The 21,708-nt window shown below is 60.8% G+C and carries 20 protein-coding genes and 1 tRNA gene; 14 read left to right on the forward strand and 7 right to left on the reverse strand.

Annotated elements, in window-relative coordinates; all coding sequences use genetic code 11:
- Window positions 1-853 precede the first annotated feature (853 nt).
- Window positions 854-3,160, forward strand: coding sequence for a glycoside hydrolase family 113 (locus HCN58_RS11955; protein ID WP_171579590.1), 2,307 nt, complete (start codon window positions 854-856; stop codon window positions 3,158-3,160).
- Between the two features lie 47 nt (window positions 3,161-3,207).
- On the opposite strand, the gene HCN58_RS11960 is transcribed toward HCN58_RS11955, so the two are convergent.
- The 6 genes from HCN58_RS11960 to HCN58_RS11985 all read right to left on the reverse strand — a co-directional run bounded on the left by HCN58_RS11960 (window position 3,208) and on the right by HCN58_RS11985 (window position 10,517).
- Window positions 3,208-3,594, reverse strand: coding sequence for a VOC family protein (locus HCN58_RS11960; protein WP_171579591.1), 387 nt, complete (start codon window positions 3,592-3,594; stop codon window positions 3,208-3,210).
- 140 nt (window positions 3,595-3,734) lie between these two features.
- Complete coding sequence (locus HCN58_RS11965) at window positions 3,735-6,605, reverse strand: valine--tRNA ligase (protein ID WP_171579592.1); 2,871 nt, start codon at window positions 6,603-6,605, stop codon at window positions 3,735-3,737.
- A gap of 247 nt (window positions 6,606-6,852) precedes the next feature.
- Complete coding sequence (locus HCN58_RS11970) at window positions 6,853-7,554, reverse strand: PopZ family protein (RefSeq protein ID WP_171579593.1); 702 nt, start codon at window positions 7,552-7,554, stop codon at window positions 6,853-6,855.
- Window positions 7,555-7,872: 318 nt separating this feature from the next.
- Window positions 7,873-9,279 carry a TolC family outer membrane protein gene (locus HCN58_RS11975; protein ID WP_171580340.1) on the reverse strand — a complete coding sequence of 469 codons (1,407 nt, stop codon included), beginning with the start codon at window positions 9,277-9,279 and terminating at the stop codon, window positions 7,873-7,875.
- Between the two features lie 247 nt (window positions 9,280-9,526).
- A complete protein-coding gene (locus HCN58_RS11980; protein ID WP_171579594.1) occupies window positions 9,527-10,195 on the reverse strand; it encodes a protein-L-isoaspartate O-methyltransferase family protein in 669 nt (222 codons plus the stop codon).
- Between the two features lie 145 nt (window positions 10,196-10,340).
- On the reverse strand, window positions 10,341-10,517 hold the full coding sequence (locus tag HCN58_RS11985) for a hypothetical protein (RefSeq protein WP_171579595.1): 177 nt from the start codon (window positions 10,515-10,517) through the stop codon (window positions 10,341-10,343).
- A 272-nt stretch (window positions 10,518-10,789) separates the two neighbouring features.
- Here HCN58_RS11985 and HCN58_RS11990 point away from each other — a divergent pair.
- The 9 genes from HCN58_RS11990 to HCN58_RS12030 all read left to right on the forward strand — a co-directional run bounded on the left by HCN58_RS11990 (window position 10,790) and on the right by HCN58_RS12030 (window position 17,061).
- Window positions 10,790-10,864: transfer RNA gene (locus tag HCN58_RS11990), tRNA-Asn, on the forward strand.
- 216 nt (window positions 10,865-11,080) lie between these two features.
- Complete coding sequence (locus HCN58_RS11995) at window positions 11,081-12,403, forward strand: tyrosine-type recombinase/integrase (protein ID WP_171579596.1); 1,323 nt, start codon at window positions 11,081-11,083, stop codon at window positions 12,401-12,403.
- Window positions 12,400-13,224, forward strand: a complete 825-nt coding sequence (locus HCN58_RS12000) for a hypothetical protein (RefSeq protein ID WP_171579597.1) — start codon at window positions 12,400-12,402, stop codon at window positions 13,222-13,224. Before HCN58_RS11995 ends, HCN58_RS12000 begins: the two co-directional genes overlap by 4 nt.
- Before the next feature lie 93 nt (window positions 13,225-13,317).
- The gene (locus HCN58_RS12005; protein WP_171579599.1) at window positions 13,318-13,542 is read left to right on the forward strand and encodes a hypothetical protein; all 225 of its coding nucleotides are present in this window, start codon (window positions 13,318-13,320) and stop codon (window positions 13,540-13,542) included.
- 55 nt (window positions 13,543-13,597) lie between these two features.
- Window positions 13,598-13,786, forward strand: a complete 189-nt coding sequence (locus tag HCN58_RS12010) for a hypothetical protein (RefSeq protein WP_171579600.1) — start codon at window positions 13,598-13,600, stop codon at window positions 13,784-13,786.
- The gene (locus tag HCN58_RS12015; RefSeq protein WP_171579601.1) at window positions 13,783-15,210 is read left to right on the forward strand and encodes a virulence-associated E family protein; all 1,428 of its coding nucleotides are present in this window, start codon (window positions 13,783-13,785) and stop codon (window positions 15,208-15,210) included. The genes HCN58_RS12010 and HCN58_RS12015 overlap by 4 nt, the downstream gene beginning before the upstream one ends.
- Before the next feature lie 259 nt (window positions 15,211-15,469).
- Window positions 15,470-15,934 (forward strand): hypothetical protein, encoded by a 465-nt coding sequence (locus HCN58_RS12020; RefSeq protein ID WP_171579602.1) that lies wholly within the window; start codon window positions 15,470-15,472, stop codon window positions 15,932-15,934.
- Window positions 15,934-16,344 carry a hypothetical protein gene (locus HCN58_RS12025; protein WP_171579603.1) on the forward strand — a complete coding sequence of 137 codons (411 nt, stop codon included), beginning with the start codon at window positions 15,934-15,936 and terminating at the stop codon, window positions 16,342-16,344. Before HCN58_RS12020 ends, HCN58_RS12025 begins: the two co-directional genes overlap by 1 nt.
- Window positions 16,345-16,548: 204 nt before the next feature.
- Window positions 16,549-17,061 (forward strand): lipocalin-like domain-containing protein, encoded by a 513-nt coding sequence (locus tag HCN58_RS12030; protein WP_171579604.1) that lies wholly within the window; start codon window positions 16,549-16,551, stop codon window positions 17,059-17,061.
- Between the two features lie 156 nt (window positions 17,062-17,217).
- On the opposite strand, the gene HCN58_RS12035 is transcribed toward HCN58_RS12030, so the two are convergent.
- Entirely contained in the window at window positions 17,218-17,961 is a 744-nt protein-coding gene (locus HCN58_RS12035; protein ID WP_171579605.1) for a hypothetical protein, read from the reverse strand.
- Between HCN58_RS12035 and HCN58_RS12040 the strand changes: the two genes are divergently transcribed.
- From HCN58_RS12040 to HCN58_RS12055, 4 genes are all read left to right on the forward strand, one after another.
- Window positions 17,956-18,297, forward strand: coding sequence for a hypothetical protein (locus HCN58_RS12040; protein WP_171579606.1), 342 nt, complete (start codon window positions 17,956-17,958; stop codon window positions 18,295-18,297). The genes HCN58_RS12035 and HCN58_RS12040 overlap by 6 nt on opposite strands.
- Before the next feature lie 2 nt (window positions 18,298-18,299).
- The gene (locus HCN58_RS12045) at window positions 18,300-18,515 is read left to right on the forward strand and encodes a hypothetical protein (protein WP_171579607.1); all 216 of its coding nucleotides are present in this window, start codon (window positions 18,300-18,302) and stop codon (window positions 18,513-18,515) included.
- Between the two features lie 18 nt (window positions 18,516-18,533).
- Window positions 18,534-19,322, forward strand: coding sequence for an ATP-dependent metallopeptidase FtsH/Yme1/Tma family protein (locus HCN58_RS12050; protein ID WP_171579608.1), 789 nt, complete (start codon window positions 18,534-18,536; stop codon window positions 19,320-19,322).
- A 388-nt stretch (window positions 19,323-19,710) separates the two neighbouring features.
- Window positions 19,711-21,411 (forward strand): recombinase family protein, encoded by a 1,701-nt coding sequence (locus HCN58_RS12055; protein ID WP_171579610.1) that lies wholly within the window; start codon window positions 19,711-19,713, stop codon window positions 21,409-21,411.
- Window positions 21,412-21,708 lie beyond the last annotated feature (297 nt).

Consider the following 21,708-nt stretch of genomic DNA (forward strand, 5'->3'; position numbering starts at 1 on the left):
ATTGCGACGCAACACTCGATTGTCATACCCCGCGAATGCGGGGTATCCAGTACGCTGTGGCGGAGCAGCCCGGCATTCCCTGCGCAATGGTTTGACAGCTTATGCCGGGCTCTCCCTGGAGACGAATTTCTTTTGCCTCCATCACTGACGAATTGCGGCTCGCATGACTCGGTTGAGTGCTGCAAGCCTCCGCCAGCTTGACACCAGCCACGGGTGCCAGGACCACACGGTTTTGCCGTACGCAGCTTCCCCTGCCAGAGACTTCAACCAGCCAAGTGCTCGCCAGCCAAAGTACCGACGGAGGCGGTTGAGCGCCGTACGTCCTGAGCGCTGTGTTCACTCACGGCAAAACCGCCCTGCGATCACGTTCACGCGCCCTGGCGCAGCCGAGAGGCTCATGAATCCGCTACCTCCAGCAGGTGAGTAGCATGAGCACAGCGACATCGAGCGCAAGATGCAGCGCGTTCTCAAGCCCGCCAGCGCGGCCCGAAACCACGGGCCAAGAGTTAAGTGACTATATCGGAACAAGCTCGAATCAACACATGATCCGTTGCAGCAACTACGCACTGCGCATTCTTAGTCTATCGATCCATTCGCCGTTTAGACCACGGAGCGCATCTGCAATTGTCGTAACGATGCGCACCACTCCTTCAACAATCGCAACAACGACTCAATCCTGTCACGACACGCCCACGGTGAAGGCGTATCCGTCGCGTGCTGCTTCGCTGTGCGCTCGTGGAGTGCTCAGAAATTGTGCGCGTTGAAAACGCGGGGAACACGCAGCCGGTGCGTTTGCGGAACCAATGAGTCATCAGGCAGCAAATAGAAACTGAAGAAGAAACGGAGCTGCACGATGGCGGGCGTATTTCCTGTTCAGGGATTTGGATTTCTCTCCAACTACAATGGTGCGTTCGTCGCCACTTCCGCGCTCGCCGCCATGCAGGCGATCGCGGGCACCAATGCAAACTCGATCGAGCTCGCTCCGCGGCTCTTTATCCAAACCAGGACGTCGAATGACGTTGTCGCCGATCCCGGCAAGACCGAGAGCGACGCCAATATTCTTCAGGCGGCGGCAAATGCGCAGGCGCTCGGCCTTTCGGTCACGCTGAAGCCCATGGTCTCGGCCCTCGATGGCTCGCTTGCATACGTGCTCAATCCGAGCGATCCCGCCGCATTCTTTGCTTCTTACAAGAACCAAATGGTTCACATGGCTGAAATCGCCGAACAAGCAGGCGTCAGCATGCTTGTGATCGGCAATGAGCTGGGCAAACTCTCCGGAGCGCAATATCGAAGCTACTGGGTCGACCTCATCGATTCGATACGCGCCGTGTTCCACGGCGAGATCACCTATGCAGCTGCAACCGACGAAGCCATCAATGTCAGCTTTTGGGACAAGGTTGATGTCATCGGAATCAACGCCTATCCGCCGCTGACGACGACAACCGATCCGACCGTCGAAGAGATGGTCAATGCGTGGAACAGCATGTCGACCGACGACTACTGGGCGAAGGTGATGAACCACATGTCGCCGGTCGATTTCTTCCATTCCCTTGCCTTGCAGTACGATAAGCAGGTGTTCTTCACTGAGACCGGCTATCGCAGTGTCGACGGAACCAATATCAGCCCCGGCGGCTGGGCCGAAGGCACGACGCAGGATGTTCAGGAGCAATACGATGCCTTCAACGCCTTCTTTCAGGTGTGGGGGTCGGAAGGCGGAAGCTGGTTCAGGGGCGCCTCGATCTGGAACTGGGATACGAACAACAAATACTCGCCGATCGGCTACTCGCCCGAAGGAAAGCCTGCACAGGAGTTGATTACTGAATGGTACGGAGGTCAGCACCAGCCGCCGGGCCAGACACTAACGGGCTCTCCGTCTGCCGACTTGATGGATGTCGGCGGCGGCAACGACGTGCTGTCGGGCGGGGTCGGCAACGACACGATCAAGGCAGGCGGGGGCGACGACACTATTACCGGCGGCCCCGATACAATCCCGAAGCTCACGGAGACGTCAGTCACGGTGACGGGCTACAGCTCCGTCGTCGACGGCGTCGGCGCCAAAATGCAGCTCCTGATCAACGGACAGCAGGTCGGCAACACAGTCGAATTCCACGGCGCGACCGACGCATCGGGTTTCCAGACCTTTACATTCACATTCGCCAACCCGGCTACCGTCTCCAGTCTCGATCTCGCCTTCATTAACGATGTCGCTAACGCCAATGGCGACCGCAACCTTTATATCAAGGACATCACCGTGAACGGCGAGCATCTTGCCGTGTCGGAAGGCGTCAATCCGAGTTCGCCGGGGACGTGGAACCTCTACCAGAACAAGTCCATCCACTATGACATGACCGGCCACCAGGACCTGTTCTTCGGCTCGTCGACGGATGATGACTATCTGGAAGGAGGCCCAGGCAATGATGTGATCAGCGGCGGTGCCGGAACGGACATGATCCAGGGTGGCGCGGGCAACGACACCATCAACGGCGGCCCCGGCGCGGATGTGATCCACGGCGGCGCGGACGACGACACGATGAACAGCGGCGCCGGAATCACCACGGCGACCGATCAGCTCAATGGCGACGACGGCAACGACGTCATCAAGGCCAGCACCGGCGATACCGGCGCCCTGCTCGACGGCGGCAGCGGCAAGGATCAGCTCTATGGCAGCGGCGCCGCCAATGTCATGAACGGCGGTGACGGCAACGACTATCTCTCCGGCGGCGGCGGACTGGACACGATGCATGGCAACGCCGGTGATGATCAGCTCAAAGGCGGCACCGCGGCGACACAAATGTTCGGAGACGACGGCAACGATAGGTTGCAGGGCGGCACCGGCAGCGAGTTTTTGTATGGCGGCAGCGGCAACGACCGGCTGACTGGCGGCGGCGGAAACGACTATCTGGCCGGTGGCGCCGCCAACGATGCCTTCGTGTTCGCTCCTGGCTTCGGCAAGGATACCGTTGCCGACTTCCAGAACACCGATGGCGTGCAGGACATCATTCAGTTCGACAAGACCGTGTTTGCCGACTTCAGCGCGCTCCAATCGCACATGGCCGAGGTTGGCACCAGCGTCGTGATCACCGTCGACGCCAACAACACGATCGAGATTCAGAACAAGACAATGAGCCAGCTGCACGCCAGCGATTTTCTGTTTGTGTGAGACTTGCGGCGACAGTCGCTCGATGCCGAAGACAACGCATCGAGCGGCTAGACCGCACGGTGACACACGGCCTCGACCTTGTTGCCATCGGGATCGCGCAGGAACGCTCCGTAATAGGCGGCATGATAGTGACGAAGGCCCGGCAGGCCGTCGTCGGTGCCGCCAGCGGCGATGCCGGCGCGCCAGAACGCATCGACCTCGGTTCGCGATTTTGCCTTGAAGCACCAGTGGCGGCTGGAGGCCTCGTCCGGCTTCGCACCCCTGTAGATGGCGAGGTAGACGCGATCCGCATGCTCGGCGTCGGCCCGTTCGCCATAGCCGAGCCAGCGGTCGCTGCGGCCGACCTTGACAATTTCGAGCGCTTTCATGATCGCGTCGTAGAAGCGCTCAGCGGCGGCGAAATCGGATACCGTGATGGAGACGTGGTCGAGCATCGATGAGTTCCTCGATGATAACTGAGAACCTCCGTCGTTATTGCGAGCGCAGCGAAGCAATCCATATCGCCGCATAACAGATAGTGGATTGCTTCGTCGCTTCGCTCCTCGCAATGACGCGGATAACTCAGCGCCTTGCGTCAGGACGCCAGCTTCAATCGCTCCAGCGCTTCCTGCAGTTTTGTCTTGCGCGCTACCGCCGCTTCGCGCTTTTCCTTTTCCTCTTCGACGATCTCTTCGGGCGCGTTCGCGACGAATTTCTCGTTGCCGAGCTTGGCGTCGACGCGCTTGATGTCGGCGTCGGCCTTGACGATCTCCTTGTCGAGCCGGGCCTTTTCGGCCGACAGATCGATCACGCCCTTCAGCGGCAGCGCCACCACTTCGCCGCGCACCAGCAACTGCACCGCGCCTTCCGGCGGGCGGTCGGAGAACGAAATCTCGGCTAGCCGTGCCAAACGTTTGACGATGTCGTTCCAGCGCTGCGCACGCTCTTTCGTCTCCGCAGACGCACCCGACAGCACGACCGGGATCAGCGTCGCCGGCGGGATGTTCATTTCCGAGCGCACCGAGCGGATCGCGGTGACGAGATCGACCACCCAGCCGATTTCGGCCTCAGCGGCGGGATCGCTGAAATCTTCGTCAGCATTGGCGAACGCTTCAAGAACCGCGACGATTTCAGGATCGCTGGGCGCCGGCTTAACGATGGCAGCCAGTTCTGCCGGCAGTGGAGCCGGCGCCTTGCGCGGCCACTCGGCCAGCACCAGCAGGCCGTCACGCTTGGCCGTCACGGCCCAGAGTTCCTCGGTGATGAACGGCATGAACGGATGCAGCAATTTGAGGATCTCGTCGCGCGCCCAGGCGATCATCGCGCGGGTTTCGACCTTCGCCGCCCCCTCCTCGCCTATCAGCACCGGCTTTGCGAGTTCGAGATACCAGTCGCAATAGACGTTCCAGACGAAACGATAGATCGCATTCGTCGCATCGTTGAAGCGATAGCCCTCGATCGCCTCGGTGACCTCGCGCGTGGCCCGCGAGGTCTCATGCGCGATCCAGCGGTTCAGGGTTTCCTTTGCCGTTTTCGGCTCGAAGCCTGCGGGCTGCTCGCAGCCGTTCATCTCGGCAAAGCGGCAGGCGTTCCAGAGTTTGGTCGCAAAATTGCGGTTGGTTTCGACCAGTTGCGGCGAGAGCTTGATGTCGTGGCTATGGGCCGCGCCGCGCGCCAACGCGAAGCGAAGCGCGTCCGCACCGAAATCGTCGATCACGCCCAGGGGATCGATGACGTTGCCTTTCGACTTCGACATCTTCGCGCCCTTCTCGTCGCGAACCAGGCGGTGGATGTAGACCGTCGAGAACGGCGCATCCTTCATGAAATGCAGGCCCATCATCATCATCCGGGCGACCCAGAAGAAGATGATGTCCCATCCCGTGACGAGGACGTTGGTCGGGTAATAGCGCTTCACTTCCGGCGTATCGTCGGGCCAGCCAAGCGTCGAGAACGGCCACAGACCGGAGGAGAACCAGGTGTCGAGCACGTCCTCATCGCGCGTGATAAAACCCTCGCGCTTGGCAGGGTCCTGCGCCATCTCGCGCCCCTGCTCCGGCGTGATGACTTCCTGCTCGACGTAATAGCCGAGCGCGTTGCCGACCGCCTCGTCTTCGGTCTCGGCGACGAACACCTTGCCGTCAGGCCCGTACCAGGCCGGAATCTGGTGGCCCCACCAGAGCTGGCGCGAGATGCACCAGGGCTGGATGTTTTCCATCCAATCGAAATAGGTCTTTTCCCAGTTCTTCGGCACGAAGCTGGTCGCACCCGAGCGCACGGCCGCGATGGCCGGCTGCGCCATGGTCTTGGCGTCGACATACCACTGGTCGGTCAGATAGGGCTCGATGACGACGTTGGAACGGTCGCCATGCGGCACCATATGCGTGTACGGCTCGACCTTGTCCAGGAAACCGAAATCCTCCAGCCGTGCCACGATCTGCTTGCGCGCGGCGAAGCGCTCGACCTTGTGCAACTCTTCGGCAAGCTGGCTCGCGCCTTCCGGCAATCCGCGCAGATAATCCTCGTTGTCGACGAGAGCGAGACAGCCCTCCCGATCGAACACGTTGATCTGCGGCAGGCCGTGACGCTTGCCAATTTCGAAGTCGTTGAAATCGTGCGCCGGCGTGATTTTGACCGCACCCGATCCCTTTTCGGGATCAGCGTAATCGTCGCCGATGATCGGGATGCGGCGGCCGACCAGCGGCAGGAGGACGTGCTGGCCGATCAGGTGCCCGAGACGCTCGTTCTCCGGATGCACCGCAACAGCGGTATCGCCGAGCATCGTCTCGGGCCGCACCGTCGCCACCACGATGAAAGTCGAGGGATCGTCGGGGCTAAAAGTCTTGCCCTCGATCGGATAACGCAGATACCAGAGACTGCCCTTGATCTCGACCTGCTGCACCTCGAGATCGGAGATCGCGGTCACCAGCTTCGGATCCCAGTTGACCAGCCGCTTGTCCTTGTAGATCAGGCCTTCGCGGTGCAGTTGAACGAACACCTTCACGACGGCGCGCGACAGGCCTTCGTCCATCGTAAAGCGCTCGCGCGACCAGTCGCAGGAGGCGCCCAGCCTCTTCAACTGGTTGACGATGGTGCCGCCGCTCTCGGCCTTCCATTGCCAGACGCGCTCAAGGAATTTGGCGCGGCCGAGGTCGCGCCGGTGCTCCTGCTGTTCCATCAATTGGCGCTCGACCACCATCTGGGTCGCGATCCCCGCATGGTCCGTGCCGGGCTGCCAAAGCACGTCGCGGCCGCGCATCCGCTCGAAGCGGCAGAGAATGTCCTGCAGCGTGTTGTTCAGCGCGTGGCCCATATGCAGCGAGCCCGTCACGTTGGGCGGCGGGATCACGATGGTGAACGGCGCGGCATCTTTCCGTTCCGAGCGGCCGGCCTTGAACGCGCCGCTTTCCTCCCAGATCCGGGACATGCGGCTCTCGATATCGGCGGGCTGATAGTTTTTATCGATCATGGCACTGCAATTGGGATGTCGGGGGGCGTTCTCGAGCAAGCCGTCGCCGGTCCGCTTAGAGAATACGCATCAAATCAAAGTGGTAGCGCCCGGTTCTGATGTGATCGGCGCCGGGCCGGCCCCTAGAAAGCCGCCACAGCGCCTCAAGTCAACCTGACAACTCAGTCCGGGGCAGCAGGAAGCCACGATAACGCCGGTTTGAATGTCCTGTAGGATCCCGAGCGGCGGCCGCCGGGGCCGCCTGGAGCTAGCGCCCGCGCGAAACCCGCTCGATTTCGGCCTTGACGATCCGCTCCACCAATCCCGGCAGATTGTCATCGAGCCAGGATTTCAGCATTGGCCGCAGCATCTCCTTGACCAGATCTTCCAGCGTCCGCGCGTTATTGCTCAGCACGGTATTGGCCAGCGAATTGAAGGCGGATTCAACCGCGGAAACGGTCGAGCGCGACAAGATCGGCTGCTGAGGTGCCACGTTTTCGAACGACGGCGGCTCGTGAACCGGCTGCCGTCCCCTGCTGGATTCGCTGAACTCGATGTCGTCCTCCGGCTCGATCTTGTTGAAGGACGCTTTCGGTGGCGCCGGATCCGGCACCGCCATCTCGTCAGTGAGTTCGAACACGTCGGCCTCGGGTTGCGCCGGCCTTATCTCGGCCTCTGGCGTCGCTGCATCAAGGCTCGCCAGCATCGCGTCGATATCGTCCTGGCTGTTGTTGCTAACGGCTGGTTCAGGCGCAGGTGGCGGGGCGGCCGGCTTCGGCGCGGGAGCCGGTTTCGGCGGGGGAGCAATCGCCGACGGCGGGATATCCTTCATCACCGGCTTCGGTGGCGGCGCCGCGGCGGCCTCCGGCTTGGCAGCGGCAGGCTTTGCCTCGTCGTCGGCAATGATGCGACGGATCGACGCCAGAATCTCCTCCATCGAGGGCTCTTGGACCTTTGCAGGTTGCGTCATCTCCGACTCCACATCGAAACCATTTTACACCAAAGCCACGAAGGAATGCCGGTTCCGGATATGCAGGCTGGGATTTTCATCGCACAAGCCTGACTTGTCCCCAGATCAAGCCCGCCCGCGGCATCGCGCGGGAGGTCTGCTTCCCCTCAAAACGCAACCCGACGCGCGTCTGTGAGATGCAAAGACGCGGCGCGAATCGCTCAGCTCGCCCCGGAAACGGTACGTCATGGCCGCAAATGATTGCAAGCAAACCGCCCGGCGCTTCAGGCGCCGGGCGGTGATATTCGTCCCGCCTGCGCGGGAATCATAAGTCGGATGTCAGCGGCCGTCCGGTGTGCGAACGCCGGCCCAGCTATCGCGCACCTGATGGTAGTGCACGCTCGGGTCGTAAACCGTGGTGGGCAGGTTCAGCACCTGCGGCGACAGCCGTCCAATCGTGTTCAGCACGGAGTATGACGCGACCACGCGGTCATGCTGGGCGGTGACGAGCGCAACGCGCGCATTCACCAGCGCCTGCTGCGCGTTGAGCACGTCGAGCGTGGTGCGCTGTCCGGCCTTGGCCTCCTCGCGCACGCCGTTCAGCGCGATTTCCGACGCCTGCACCTGCGCCTGAGCGGAGGCGACCTGCGCCTTGCCGGCGACGAGCTGTCCCCATGCGGTGACCACGTTGGCGCGGGTCTGGTCCCGAGTCTGGTCGAGAACGAGGCGCTGCTGCGCCACCGTTTCCTTGGACTGGCGGATCAGTGAATATTCAGCGCCGCCCTGATAGATCGGCACCGAAAGCTGCGTGGTCAGTGATGCGCCGAACGAGCGGTACTGGATCAGGCTCTGCTCGTAGGACTGCTGCACCGCGGCCTGCAGTGTGACCGTCGGCAACAGCGCGCCTTCGGCCACCTTGACCTGGAGATAGCTGACATCGATGCCGAACATCGCCGCGGTAACGTTCGGATTTTGCGTCAGGCCGAGCTCGACAGCGGCCGGCAGCGTCGACGGCAGGAAGCGGTCGACCGGCGAGCCCGGCGCTAGCGCTTCCGGCTCGTTGCCGATGATGCGTCGGAAGTTCGAGCGCGTCGTCGTCAGATTGGCTTCCGCGGTCAGGAGCTGCGTCCTGCCGGCGGCAAGCTGGGCTTCCGACTGCGCCACGTCAGTGCGGGTGACTTCGCCGACATTGAAGCGGTCGCGCGTCTGTTTCAGCGTCTGCTCGAGCACGCGAACGTTGCTCTTCTGCACCTCGACGATCGCGGAATCCCGCAGATAGTCCATGTAAATCGTCGCGCCGCTGAGCAAGACGGTTTGCTCGAGTGACCGCAGCGCTTCGCGCGCGCCGGAGACCTGGCCCTCCGCGGCCCTGGTCCTGTTCGCGGTCTGCTGCCCGTTGAAGAGCGTTTGCGTGATGGTGGCGCCGACGCTGCGTGGTGGATTGGTGCCGTGAATATTGGTTTTCACCAGGACGTTGGCGTTGCCGCCCTGTGTGCTCAGCGTGTCCGTATATTGGTATCCCGCGCTTGCCGTGACCGCGACTCTCGGCCGGTAGCCCGACAGCGCCTGCGGCACGTTTTCGTCGGTGACGCGCACCTGCGCGCGCTGAGCGTTGAGCTGCGGATTGTTCTGATAGGCGCGCACCAGCGCAGCCTCGATCGTATCGGCTAAGACGGGCGTCGGCCCCATGCACACCAATAGAAGGGCCGAAGCCGCGGCCCCGGCAAATGCCTTCACCCCACGCATCCCAAGCAATCCGATCATTTTGGTTGCCCGGCCAATAACCATGATTGCACCACGATCATTAACCGAACGTCGCTTCACTCGAAGTGAGTCCCGGCTCACCTTAGTCCGCGCGTAAGCCGGACGGAACTACCCCGCAAGCAAACACCGTCGAAACTCTTCACGTGGGGCAATCGGGCCACACTTCTGATTTCGAAGAGGATTTAGGTAGCCCGGAGGGCGATTATTGGGCTTGGAAGCGGCTGAAAGGCTAGAAAACGAAGGCCGGAACAAGTTCCATGCCGGGCAGCACCGGGGCAACGGCATCGAACAGCGTCCTGTGACCGAAATCGCCGTGCGAACAGGTCACGAGGGTGGCCCGTGCGGGCCGCGATGTTGCAAAAACGCCCACCAATCGGCCGCCATTTCGCAGCTGCCCGTAGAGCTGCTCCGGCACGATCTCGGTGGCGCCGTTCAGCACGATGACATCGTAGGGTGCGTTCGCCGGGTCTCCATCGGCCGGCGCCGCCGTCCGGACCACGACGTTTCCACAGCCATTGTCAGCCAGACTCGCCTGCGCCTTCGCCGCCAGCGCCGATTCGCTCTCCGTCGCCGTCACCTGGTGCGCCAGCCGGGCAATCACGGCGGCGGCGTATCCGGTGGCACAGCCGACCACGAGGACGCGATCGGTCTGCTTGATCTCGGCCGCCTGCAGCATCTTCGCCAGCACGGCCGGCTTGATCAGGAAGCGCTTGGCCGACGAGCCAGCCTCGCTGACATCGAGATCGAGGTCCAGGTAGGCCAGCGCCTGCTTGTTTTTGGGAACGAAAGCCTCGCGCGGCACCGCCAGCATGGCATCGATAATTCGGATATCGGTCACGTCGCTTGGACGCACCTGACCATCGACCATTTTCTGGCGCGCGGCCGCAAAACCGGACATAGGCTAAGACCCTGAAAGCATGCGGCGTTGCCGCAAGAGAACTGGAAGCGAGAGCTGAAACCGGGCCATCTTTGGTACAAGCTCCGGCAAAACGCAACATGCGGGCGCCTATTGCGAACCACCGCCGCTGGTAGGGAAAGGCCGCCTACTCGATCGTAACGGCAAGCCGGGCGATCAACCGCGCGACCTCGTCCAGATGCTCGGTATCATGCTCTTCAATGGCTTGAACTAGCCGAAGTACGCATTCGTCGTCGCTCAGGGCGGCAACGTCGCTCGGAACGATCGAAGGCGCGCGGATCGAATCGGTCGAAATGGTTGACATCGAATCAGCTCCCGTGAAACCCGGCATGACAGAGCCTTCGGACCGATTGAGTCGAATTGGCGGCCCGTTCCAGCGCCCGTCTAGATGACGCAATTGCAAGCATCCGGTTCCGTCCGCCGTCTGCCCCGGGGGGACAAAACGGCGACAACTCGTTATAGTACGGAGACTTTCAGGCCCTGCTTCAAGCAAGTGCGCAGCCTGCGATTTGGTCCTTTGCAAGCCCGAAAGGCTTTGTTATACGCTGCCCGCTCGCGAACCTTTGTTTCGCCTATTCCTCGGTAGCTCAGCGGTAGAGCATTCGACTGTTAATCGAATGGTCGCTGGTTCGAATCCAGCCCGGGGAGCCAATTGGATGTTCTCATCCGTTCTTTTGCGTTCGCACTCGTTCGCTCCCTCCCCTTAGCCCTTTGCAAATCAAGCACTTCCTGCCTAGCTGCGGGTCGCGGCGGTTCGCGTCCGTTCGCGAACATCGGCAGATTTTCCGGGGTATCGGCCGGGGTATCCCCGACATTCGTTGCCGATGTGTTCTGTCAATACCCCCGACGACGCGGGCAGGTGGGAACATGAAGCTGAAATTTGCTTTGACCGATACAACGTTGCGGCACGTCAAGTCCCGCGAGAAGCCGTACAAGCTGACTGATGGTGGGGGGCTGTACCTCCTCGTCAATCCAAACGGTTCGATGCTCTGGCGCTATAAGTATACGTTCGAGGGAAAGGAGAAGCTGCTTTCACTCGGACAGTATCCAGCCGTTAAGCTCGCGGCTGCTCGAAAGGCCCACCAAGACGCAAAGATCAAACTGCAGGGCGGGACTGACCCCGCAGCGGCGCGGCAAGCCGAGCAGCAGGCCGCAGAGGCGCAAGCCGCGCTTCGCGAAAAGACCTTCTCGAAGGCCGCGGACGAATGGCTCGACACCCGCAAACCGCCTGAAGGCAAGAAGAGCAAGCGGTACGACCGGGATGCGCGCATGGTCCGTTATCTCAAAGAAGGCAAAGGGATCGCGCCCGGTTTTGCCAAGGCGACCATGGATCAAATCGAACTGGGTCATCTTTTGCCACTGCTCAAGGCGGTCAACCATCCAACCCGTATTCGCCTGATCTCGGCGGCCCGCAAGATCATCTCTTGCGCCAAGGCCCACGGCATGTGGCCCAAGGATCGCCCCTCTCCTTTCGCCGACATCGACTTCGAGGCAGGTTTCGCCAAGCACAAGGAGAAGCACCGCCCGGCGATCACGGACCCCGTCAAATTCGGTCATCTTCTGCGCAAGATCGAGATTTATGAAGGCCGCGGCGACAACCTGACCGGCCACGCCCTCGAATTGCTCGCCCTCACCTTCGTGCGCCCGGGCACTATTGCCACCGCTAAATGGGCGCACTTCGATCTCAAGAAGGCGCTCTGGGTGGTGCCATTCGAGGGATTGAAGATGGCGACCGAGCGGTCAGAGGCGGGCAAGTCAGTGGACGACTATATCGTCCCACTCTCGCGCCAAGCGGTCGCGTTGTTGCGCGAGTTGCACAAGATCACGGGCGATGGCGAATATCTCTTCCCGGGCCGTGGCGACGGCCGCACGATCAGTGAGAACACGCTGAACTATGCTCTGCATGGGCTCGGCTATAAGGGCAGTCATTGCGCCCATGGCTTTCGCTCGACCGCCTCGACACTGCTCAATCGCGAGCGGGTCAACGGCCGCCGCCGGTTTGAGCGCGAGCTGATCGAAATGCAGCAGGATCGTCTCGACGCTTCGACCCGCGCGGTTTATGACCGCGATGACCGCCTGCCCGAGCGGATCGAACTGATGCAGTTCTGGGCGGACAAGATTGACGTGCTTCGAGAGAATGTGGTTCGCGACGGCCACGGCGTCAAGATTGTAGCGGATTGGCGCGCGTGACCGCCAAAGGCGCTGACTGGAGCGGTGACTGGGTCGTCAACGAGATGGCCGCGCGGGTTGATCGTGCAGGTCCACGGCCTGTTTCCGAGGACCACAAACCCGGTCTTGTGCCCCCCGACGTAGATTGGCTGATCAACGAGCTGGTCAAGATCAACAGCGAGGGCCGTTCCGATAACGTCATCGTCCAGCACGCGCGGGAGATCGCGTATCGCCTGACCGCGCTTCGAGCTCGCGAGCTAGGCCCCCTCAACCTCGCGGGTAGCATCAAGGATGGATTTACCACCAGCAAGCGCACCACCGAATCCGAAGGGCCCGCAAGTGAACTGGAGCGCCTCGAACGTGCCGCGCTGTCGGGCCCTACGCGTTGGATCAAAGCATGGTCCGCAACTTCGCTGGAAGTGCGGCGGCTGATCTGGCGCCCGGAATGGGGTCCCGTCGTTCGGCAATACCGCGATCTGCATGCCGACGAGACTGGACCCCGCAAGGTTGGCTTCACCCGCGCCAAGCCCCAAGACCTAGGCATTGAAGGCAGCGCGTTGATCGGGCCTAGGCCGGAGGATGTCCTCCACGAGATAAGGCGTGTTCGCCGCGAGCTGGAGGTGGCGCCCGCCGCCGACCGCCAAGGCAACAAATCGAACGGAGAAGCGAAAGCTCTCGCGAATATAGTCCGCGCGGCGGTTGTGGACCTTTGCGGACGCCGCACGGTCACCGACAACCGGCATACGGGGGAAACCACCGGCCCCCTCGCCGACTTCGGCGCCGCCTTTGACGATAGGTTCCGCACCCACATTCGGTGGCGGCTGATCGACCAAGCGAAATAACGGATATTCACCCGGTTATCCAGCCGCGTCCTTTTCAGTTTTGATTGGTCCCACTGAACCGCCGCGGATGCGGCCAACGAACGGGATCAAGACATGCAGACCGAAGAACTCATCGCCCCTACCCAGCGCAACCGCTACGTGCCGCGCAAGGTGGCATTCAGCATCTTGGGCGTTGGCAATACCAAGGGACACGATCTCATCAATCGCGGCCTGATCAAGGCGAAGAAGCTTGACGGCAAAACGATCGTCGAGCTCGAAAGCGTCGAAGCGTTTCTGAATTCGCTGCCCGATGCGCGCATGGCGGCCCGCGCCGCCTAGTCGCAGAAAAGGCGGCCCCGACAGCCGCCCTCTCCAAATCACGTAGGAACACTCAATGTCCAAATTCTATAACAGCACATCTGCGCGCGCGCAAGACGATGAGGCGCAATTCCGCGAAGTGTCGCCGCAACAGGCAGCAGCGCACGATCTGCAAGCACGACGGCTGGGTCAGCGTTTTGCTTTCACCAAAGAGACGGCTCGCACCTATGCGGATCTCGCATACAATGCACGGGTGCGCTCGTGAACGCACGCACCATGGATTGGCGAGCTGAACTGATCGTCGCCAAGAACGGCATTCCCAAACCGCTCTTCGCGAATGCGGTGATCGCGCTGCGCGGCGCCCAATGCTGGCAAGGCATTCTGGCATTCGACGTCTTCGCGCATCAGAGCATGCTCATGGATGTGCCACCATGGCAGTCTTTCATCGACGCGGCAAATTTCCAGCCGCGACCGTGGACTGAGCAGGACGATCTCGCGGCGACGCACTGGCTGCAGACCAAGGAAGCCATTGCGGTGACGCCTGCGGTGATGGCGCAGGCCGTCGAGCTGGTGGCGCGGGACCGCAGCTATCACCCGGTGCAGGACTATCTCAACAGCGTTGAGCACGACAGCATGTTCCGGCTCGACACGATGCTATCGACCTATTTCGGTGCCGAGCAGTCCGAATACACCAAGCTAGTCGGTCGCAACATGATGATCAGCGCAGTCGCGCGGATTTTCCAGCCCGGCTGCAAGGTCGATACCGTGCCGATCATCGAAGGCCCGCAGGGCTTGATGAAATCGACCGCGATCAAGACGCTGTTCTACCCATGGTTCACCGACGACATTAGCGATCTCGGAAGCAAGGACGCATCGATGCAGGTCGCCGGTGTGTGGTGCATCGAGATTGGCGAACTCGATGCGATGAGCAAGGCAGAGGTGTCCAAGATCAAGGCGTTCATCTCGCGCACGGACGACCGCTTCCGTCCGCCTTATGGTCGGCGCGTGATCGAACGCGCGCGTGAATGCGTCCTCATCGGAACCACTAACGAGAGTAGTTACCTCAAGGACGCGACTGGCGCGCGCCGGTTTCTGCCGGTTAAGGCGACCAATATCGATATCGAAGGCTTGCAGCGCGACCGCGACATGCTGTGGGCCGAGGCTCGCATTCTGTACGACGCCGGTGTGCCGTGGTGGTTCACCGGCACGGATACCGGCAAGGCTGCTGCTGCAACAGCCGAGCAGGAACAGGAAGCCCGCTTCCAAGCAGACCCATGGGAGCCGTTGATTGCCGATTATCTCGACAGCCGCCTGCACCAGCCGCCGGATCATCCTGCCTACCAAGTCAAGATTGAACACGTGTTCCGGGACATTGGTCTTAATGAGGTGGCCTGGGATCAGGCCGCCATGAACCGGGTCGCCCGCTGCATGAAGCGGCTGGGCTGGTCGCGGAAGCAGGTCACCATCAAGAACACGGTGCAGGGCAAGGAGGTGATCAAGCGTCCTTGGGTGTATGTGCGCCCTCCGAGTGGTGATGAAGCCGAGCAGGATGCCCGGCAAGTGGTGATCGATGCAGCCAAGAAGGCCGCCGAAGCCGAGCCGGACAGCAACGTCACCACTTTCAAGCGCCACGCACCAGTCGCCGCCGACGCAGTGGTGATGCCGGAAACCGCTGCGCCGCAGGCATAATCACCACTTCACCAGTGTCACCACTATCTAGAGAGAATTGTAGGAGACCGTATTTTTCCCATGAGTTTTCAAGAAGGGAGGAAGAACCAGTGCAAGTGGTTCAGGCTCCTGATCCGCTTCGCTGGCTGGCCCCAGGAGCTGGCCGCGCTTCCGGGGTCCCTGTCTCGCCCCCGATATGCGGGGGGGGAGCGCGGCCGCCCCCGGTACGGCCAGCCCCAGCAAATTCCAAAGGCAACAACAACAACAGAAGGAGTTCAACTTGAAACTGGTTTCTGCCTTCGGCGCGGCGGACCTGCTGGAACTTGACCGGCAAACCGTGCGCCGCGCTTTGCGTCACGTGGAGCCCGAGGGCTACGAAAAGAAGCAGCCGCGTTGGCGGATGAAGACGATCATTGAAGCTGTGGATCGACATCTCGGGCGGCATAACGCAGCGCCTGTTCATACGACGCTGGACGCGCTCTTTGAGGAGTTCGATACCGGCTGTCAGGGGCTCGGCCACCTGCGCGACCTAGAAGAGCGGCGCCGTGAGGCACGCAGGTTGATGGTCGTGCTCGTCGAACTGGATAAGACTATGCGCGCCGATGCTCGCGCACGTCGCGAGGACGAATTGCGCGCTTCATTGCGCTGTGACCAGCATTTCCGGCTGGCCTTGCGCAACTTCGAGCGGCCGTGTGAATGGAGCCTAGATGAATGCTGGGCCGTTTTGGCGGAAGGAGCGGAGTGATGACCGACGATCCGAAATCGCTGGCCGCCGAGCTTGACCGGCTCACCGCGAACGCTGCGCGGCTTGCAGCCTGTCTGCGGCAGCTCGAACCCGAAAGCAGTGTAGTTGCCCGTATTCTCCGTGGCGAGCTGTTAACCCTTGAGCAGGCGGCCGACGTTGCTGAGTGCTCCGACGAAAAAATCCGCAAGCAGTGTGAGTTGACCGCCGGAACGAACCACCCGCTTGGTATCAAATTTGCGAACCGGTGGATGGTCGGCAAATTGGAACTGCTCGACGATCTTGAGCAGGGCAAGATCGACCGGCGTCGTGGTCCGCATGTGCGCCAGCACGCCGAGGAGCGGGCGCGAAAATATGAAGGCTGGGCGCGGCCACAGGAGCCGCTTGCGGTGCCGCAGCGTGCGGCAGGCTGAGGTCTTCAACCTGCGTGTAGGGTTTCGTCAGGAAACCTGCGCGGCATAAGCAGATTGTAGGCAATAGTCTCGCAGATCATGTCCGCACTTGGCGAAACCGGAATTGTAGACCCAGAAGCGCCGTTCGGGTTTTGACCCGTTGCAGACAATCAGGAACCCGCTTAGCGTTAGTGGACTGACGTTGGTAAAAAGGGAGGGCTTCTTATGAGCGGACGTTTTGCGCTTGGCTTCTGTACTATCGCATTGATTTCTTGCTTTGCTTTCCCGAACAGCGGAGTGGCGCAGGGAAAGTCGCTCAAAGATCAACTGGTCGGCACTTGGATTTACGTATCCAGTACAGGCAAGCGTGAAGATGGCAGCGCCGTGCAGCGGCCGAGCTTGCAGGGTGCGGTGACCTACACAGGCGATGGCCGATTCCACTTCATCACGGTGAGAACCGACGCTCCGAAGTATGCGTCAGGCGATCCTGCACGTCCGACGCCGGACGAGGCCATGGCCATCGCGTCGGGCGTCGTTGCTTATACCGGGACTTACACAGTGGACGAGAGCACAAAGACGGTCCACGCCAACGTCGAGACGAGCTCGTTTCCTAATCTGGTCAGCGCCCCCAATCAGCGCCGGATCGTCACATCTATTACCGACGAGGAGTTGAGGTTAACCAACCCGCGCACACCTGCTGGAATAACGCTCGACCTGGTATTCAAGCGGGCGAAGTGAAACCGGGGTAAAAGTGCGTCTTGTGGAGTCTGCTGCTGGCCCAAAGCTGCCGCCAGCGCACGCCAAGCGTTGTCCGCAACTGCCGAAAGCTGACGCTGCTTGCATGGCGCATCCGTTGGTCAACCAAGCGAAACTTGCCTAGAGCTTCGGCCGCGATCACGGCACAGGCGGCAGCGCCCCGCGCCTCCATTTTTGGTGCGCTCCACAACAATCGCTCGTGCGTTGGCGCACGCCACAGGTCGACCCTTCGCAAATCAGCCCGGCGTCTCTAGGTTTCTCGGCATGGCAACATTCTTCCGAAGAAAATCCCTCATGGAAAACTTTGACACCGAACTGGCGGCGCTCCGCAGTCGCGCCGAGAACTTGAGCGGCCGCCATGCAGCAGCGGACGCGGCGTTTCTGGAAGCGAAATCTAAGCTCCAGCGCCATCATCTCGAAGCCGATCTCGATGCCGATGACAAGGTTCGCGCGAAACTGGAGGCGGCGGTCGCTGCTTGCGCCGTGACGCGCGACGGTTACCTCGATGCGCTCGGGGAGGTGCAAGCGCAGATCGCCGACAGCGAGCAGCGGATCGCAGCCGAACGAGCGGCCGCCGCGCGCAAGGCCGCGAGCGAGGAGCTTGGACGCAATCTCGATGCGGTCGAGCGGGCGTTGCCGGACTACCTGGACGCCGGTCGGCGTCTTGCTAATTCGTTGGAGGTAATCCACCATCAGTTCGAGGCCACGCAAATGGCGACTTTCGTTCGCAACGGACAAGCGCAAGTCGAAGTTGCCGCTGCATTTGTGATGCAAGAGCTTCGCTGCATGGTAGACGCAATCCGCGACGGCGTTGCGCCGATCCCGGCGTCGAAAGCGACCGCTGAGCCGGTCTCGGCGATCGAGCCGCGGCCGCCGATGCAAACGATCTTCATGATGCGCTCAGCGCGGTTCCGCGACCACGAAGGCATGGTGCGGATTGCACGGCAGTACGATGACGCCGAGATGCCGGTTCAGACCGCGCAGCGCGCTTTACAAAGCGGCGTTGCCGTGCCGATGACTGATCCATGCCGCGCTAATCTGAAGGGTACGCGTGGCGGGTTTGCTGTTGATCCGCGCGCGCCAGATATCCTGGACCTCGATGACGAGAAAACGATTGGTCCGCAACAAGTGCCGCTCGCAAGCAGCAACGCGAACTTCATCGTCTTGGATCGATCGGCGGAGAACCGAACGATCGAAATTGCGGTGCCGCGAGTATGAGCATGAACGCCGCACCGCCGGGCTGGGTGCCCCATCAGATCGTGACACGCCTCGACGGCTGGATTGGTGCCGAGGATCGCATACCGACCCCCGTTGCTGAAATGATCGCGCGATCCTCGCCGTCTTGTGGCACCGAGTTGATCGGAATTATCCGCGCCCGCATGCTTGCGCGACAGCGCGTATACGAGCGCTCATCGAGAGCGATTGGCGAACCGTAGTGCCAAGGGAACATCACGATGACCAAGAATCCCGACGAACCGATCGACGAGGCAAGAGCGTGCAGTTTGTCGGATGGCGGCCAGCTCGCGAGTTCGGCGAGCTGGCCTCATGATGACGAAACTGATGATGGCTACAACGATCTGCTCGCGTCGATCGGGCGAACTGAAGAGCAGGATCAGCGTATCGCGGTTCACGAGGCGGGTCACGCTGTGGCCGCGCGACTGCTTGGACGTCAGGTTGGAGGTGTCACCATCAACCCCGCCGCCGACGGCGGGTTCGAGGGACTTTGTTGGGGCGTCGGATACACGGAAGCGTTTGCTCAGGGCCGTGGCGATGCTTCTGATGTTCGCGAAGCGCTTGCGCCTTTGATGCCAGAACCGGGTGAGGATCGCCGCGGGGTGGCGGACATCTTCGGACACGTGCGCGATCAATGCATTGAGTTCTTGGCTGGCCGCGCTGCGGAACGCATCGTGCTAGATGGCGAACCTATTGCGCCGGTCGATGATCTTCGGCAGGCACGTGAGTTGGCACTCTTGATCTGCTCTTCCGAGAGCGCCATCGACACGCTCATCGCGCACTGCGACGTCGCGGCACGCGACCTATTGATGCCTTACGGTGATGTAGTGATGGCGTTGTCGATCCTATTGCGCGTTAAGCGGACGCTGGACGGCGCCGAGATCGATGCGCTGATTTCGGATGTGCAGGCCCGCAAAGCACGGGCGATCGAACTCGCGCGGCGTGCCGATTGCAAAAGGCGTGAGTTGTCTGCTCGCACCTTTCTGGCAGAGATAAAATCACGCGAGTGACGCACCGCTGCCACATACTGCACACGATCGGGTGGCGAGATGTCGAGAGAAGCTTCGTTAGATTGGCGGATGTACCCAATCTGAGCGATCCAAGAGGCTCTCGGAGAGAACATCTCCGGGGGCTTTTTTTTTGCTTGTACGCTTCCGGCCTGCCAACCGACGTCGCTGGGGCCGGTGTAAAGCTGACCTTAGCTGGTTGTCTGCTGAGATTGGCTTTTGACCTTCCGACTGCCGGAGGGCGGCGCAGTCCCTAGCGGGCTTCCGACTCAATGAGGAACTCATCTACTCCAGCGCCCCAAATTAAGTGTGATTCGATCCTCGGTTGTGTTATCTTCGGTTCGGTGACTTTCGCCCAGCGTTGGTTTGTTCGGATGCGGCCGGTGTTGCGATGCTCCAGCATCTCTCACATCAGTACGCAAATAGCAGCGGTCTTGTACGCGCTGCGCAGTACCTGCGCATGTCTTCGGACCACCAGCGGTACTCCACCGAAAGCCAACAGAATGCCATTGGCGAGTATGCCCGCCAGCATGGTTACGAAGTCGTCGCAACCTATATTGACCCCGGAAAAAGTGGCCTTTCATTAAAGGGCAGAGGCGCGCTTAAGCAGCTGCTCAAAGATGCGCTTGCCTCTCAGCGATGTTTCGACGCCGTTTTGGTCCTCGATGTCAGTCGATGGGGACGCTTCCAAAACCCTGACCAAGCCGCTCATTACGAGTTCCTGTGTCGGGAGGCAGGCGTACGGGTTGTCTATTGTGCAGAACCGTTCGGCGAAGACGTTGCTCCTATTACGACGATCATTAAGCATTTGAAGCGGGTCATGGCCGGCGAATATAGTCGCGAACTATCCGCAAAACTGTGCCGAGCCCACCTTCAACAAGCGCAACTCGGCTTTCGCCAAGGTGCAAGACTGATCTATGGCTTCCGAAGGCTTCTGGTGGACCCTGCTCGCAATCCCAGGCAGGTCTTGAACGAGGGACAAAGGAAAGCTCTCAATACCGACAAAGTGACCGTCATTCCCGGCCCACCGGAAGAACTCGCAGTAATAAGGCGGGTTTTCAGGCTGTATGTGCGCGAGCACCTGACTATCCCGGAGATTGTGAGCCGGCTTGCGAAAGCAGGCATGAAGGGATTCGGCGACAAACCTATCGGGCGATCCACCATTCGGCACATTCTTTCCAACGAACTGTGCATCGGCCGAATGACATACAACCTGACAACAAAGCGGCTGCAAGGTCCCACCTTGAAAAACCCGGAGCATCTGTGGACGAGATATTCAGCTTTCGAACCGATAGTGCCAGTTTCACAATTCCGGAAGGCCCAGGAACTCCTTCACTTGAGAAGTCGACCTTGGGACAGAGAAACCATCATGAGTTCCTTGCGGGGTCTGCTCGTTAGGGAAGGACGTCTCACACAGCATTTGATCAACAAGGCGCCGGGCGTTCCGTCTTCAGAAGCCGTGGTCAATCACTTCGGCTCTCTCCATGAGGCATATGCGGCAGTTGGCTATAAGCCGACGCTCACGCCGTTTGGAGCGAACGGGAAACATTGGAGCAAGAAGGCGATACTCGGTGGCCTGCAGGAGCTCTATGCCACCCACGGATACATTTCGACGCTCCTCATAGACACATCTCCCAATCTGCCGTCCCAAGCCTACATCCGGCGTAACTTCGGATCCATTCCTGGGGCGATGAGAGAGGCGGGTTTGCCTGTGCTGTCGCACAGTAAAAACCAGCGTCGTTCGTGGAAGCGCCGAAAGGCTGCCGGCTGCGATAAATACTACCACGGTGCTCGCTGGACGGATGCGAAACTTCTTAGAGCCGTCCAACAACTTTACAAGCAATACGGCTTCATTTCGGGCGCTTTGCTCGACCAGAATGGAGACACGCCTACGGCGTACTATTTTATCAAGCGATTTGGTTCACTTACCAAAACGTGGATATTGGCAAAGCTACCCGCCCAAACTCACTCGCAGAGGAAGTTCGCTGCCTGGAAGCGAAAGAAAGAAGGTGGGATAGTTCCACGACAGCCGCGCTATCCCGGATACCGTCACCCTGTTCAATTCGTTCGGAAGACATGCTGCATGGGTTGAGGCGGCTGGCAGCCCGCGAGGGTGCGGTTTCAGCCACCCGGATAGATGTGGATACCAAGTTGCCTTCAGGGGCCACCGTGGCTCACCACTTTGGATCGCTTTGTGCGGCGTATCAATTGGCTGGGCTGGTCCGTTTGCCTGGAAAGGGCGTGCGGTATGGCTTGCCAGCGTGCGACAACCGATCTTCAACGCCAACGCAACGCTAATCAGGCTGCCAGGCCGCCGATACGCGGCGATCTCCTCATGGGGTCGGTATCCGAAATCCTTCATGCTTGGCCCACCTCGCGTGAGACGCTG

It is taken from the genome of Bradyrhizobium australiense (assembly GCF_013114825.1).
In the GTDB taxonomy this organism is placed as follows: domain Bacteria; phylum Pseudomonadota; class Alphaproteobacteria; order Rhizobiales; family Xanthobacteraceae; genus Bradyrhizobium; species Bradyrhizobium australiense.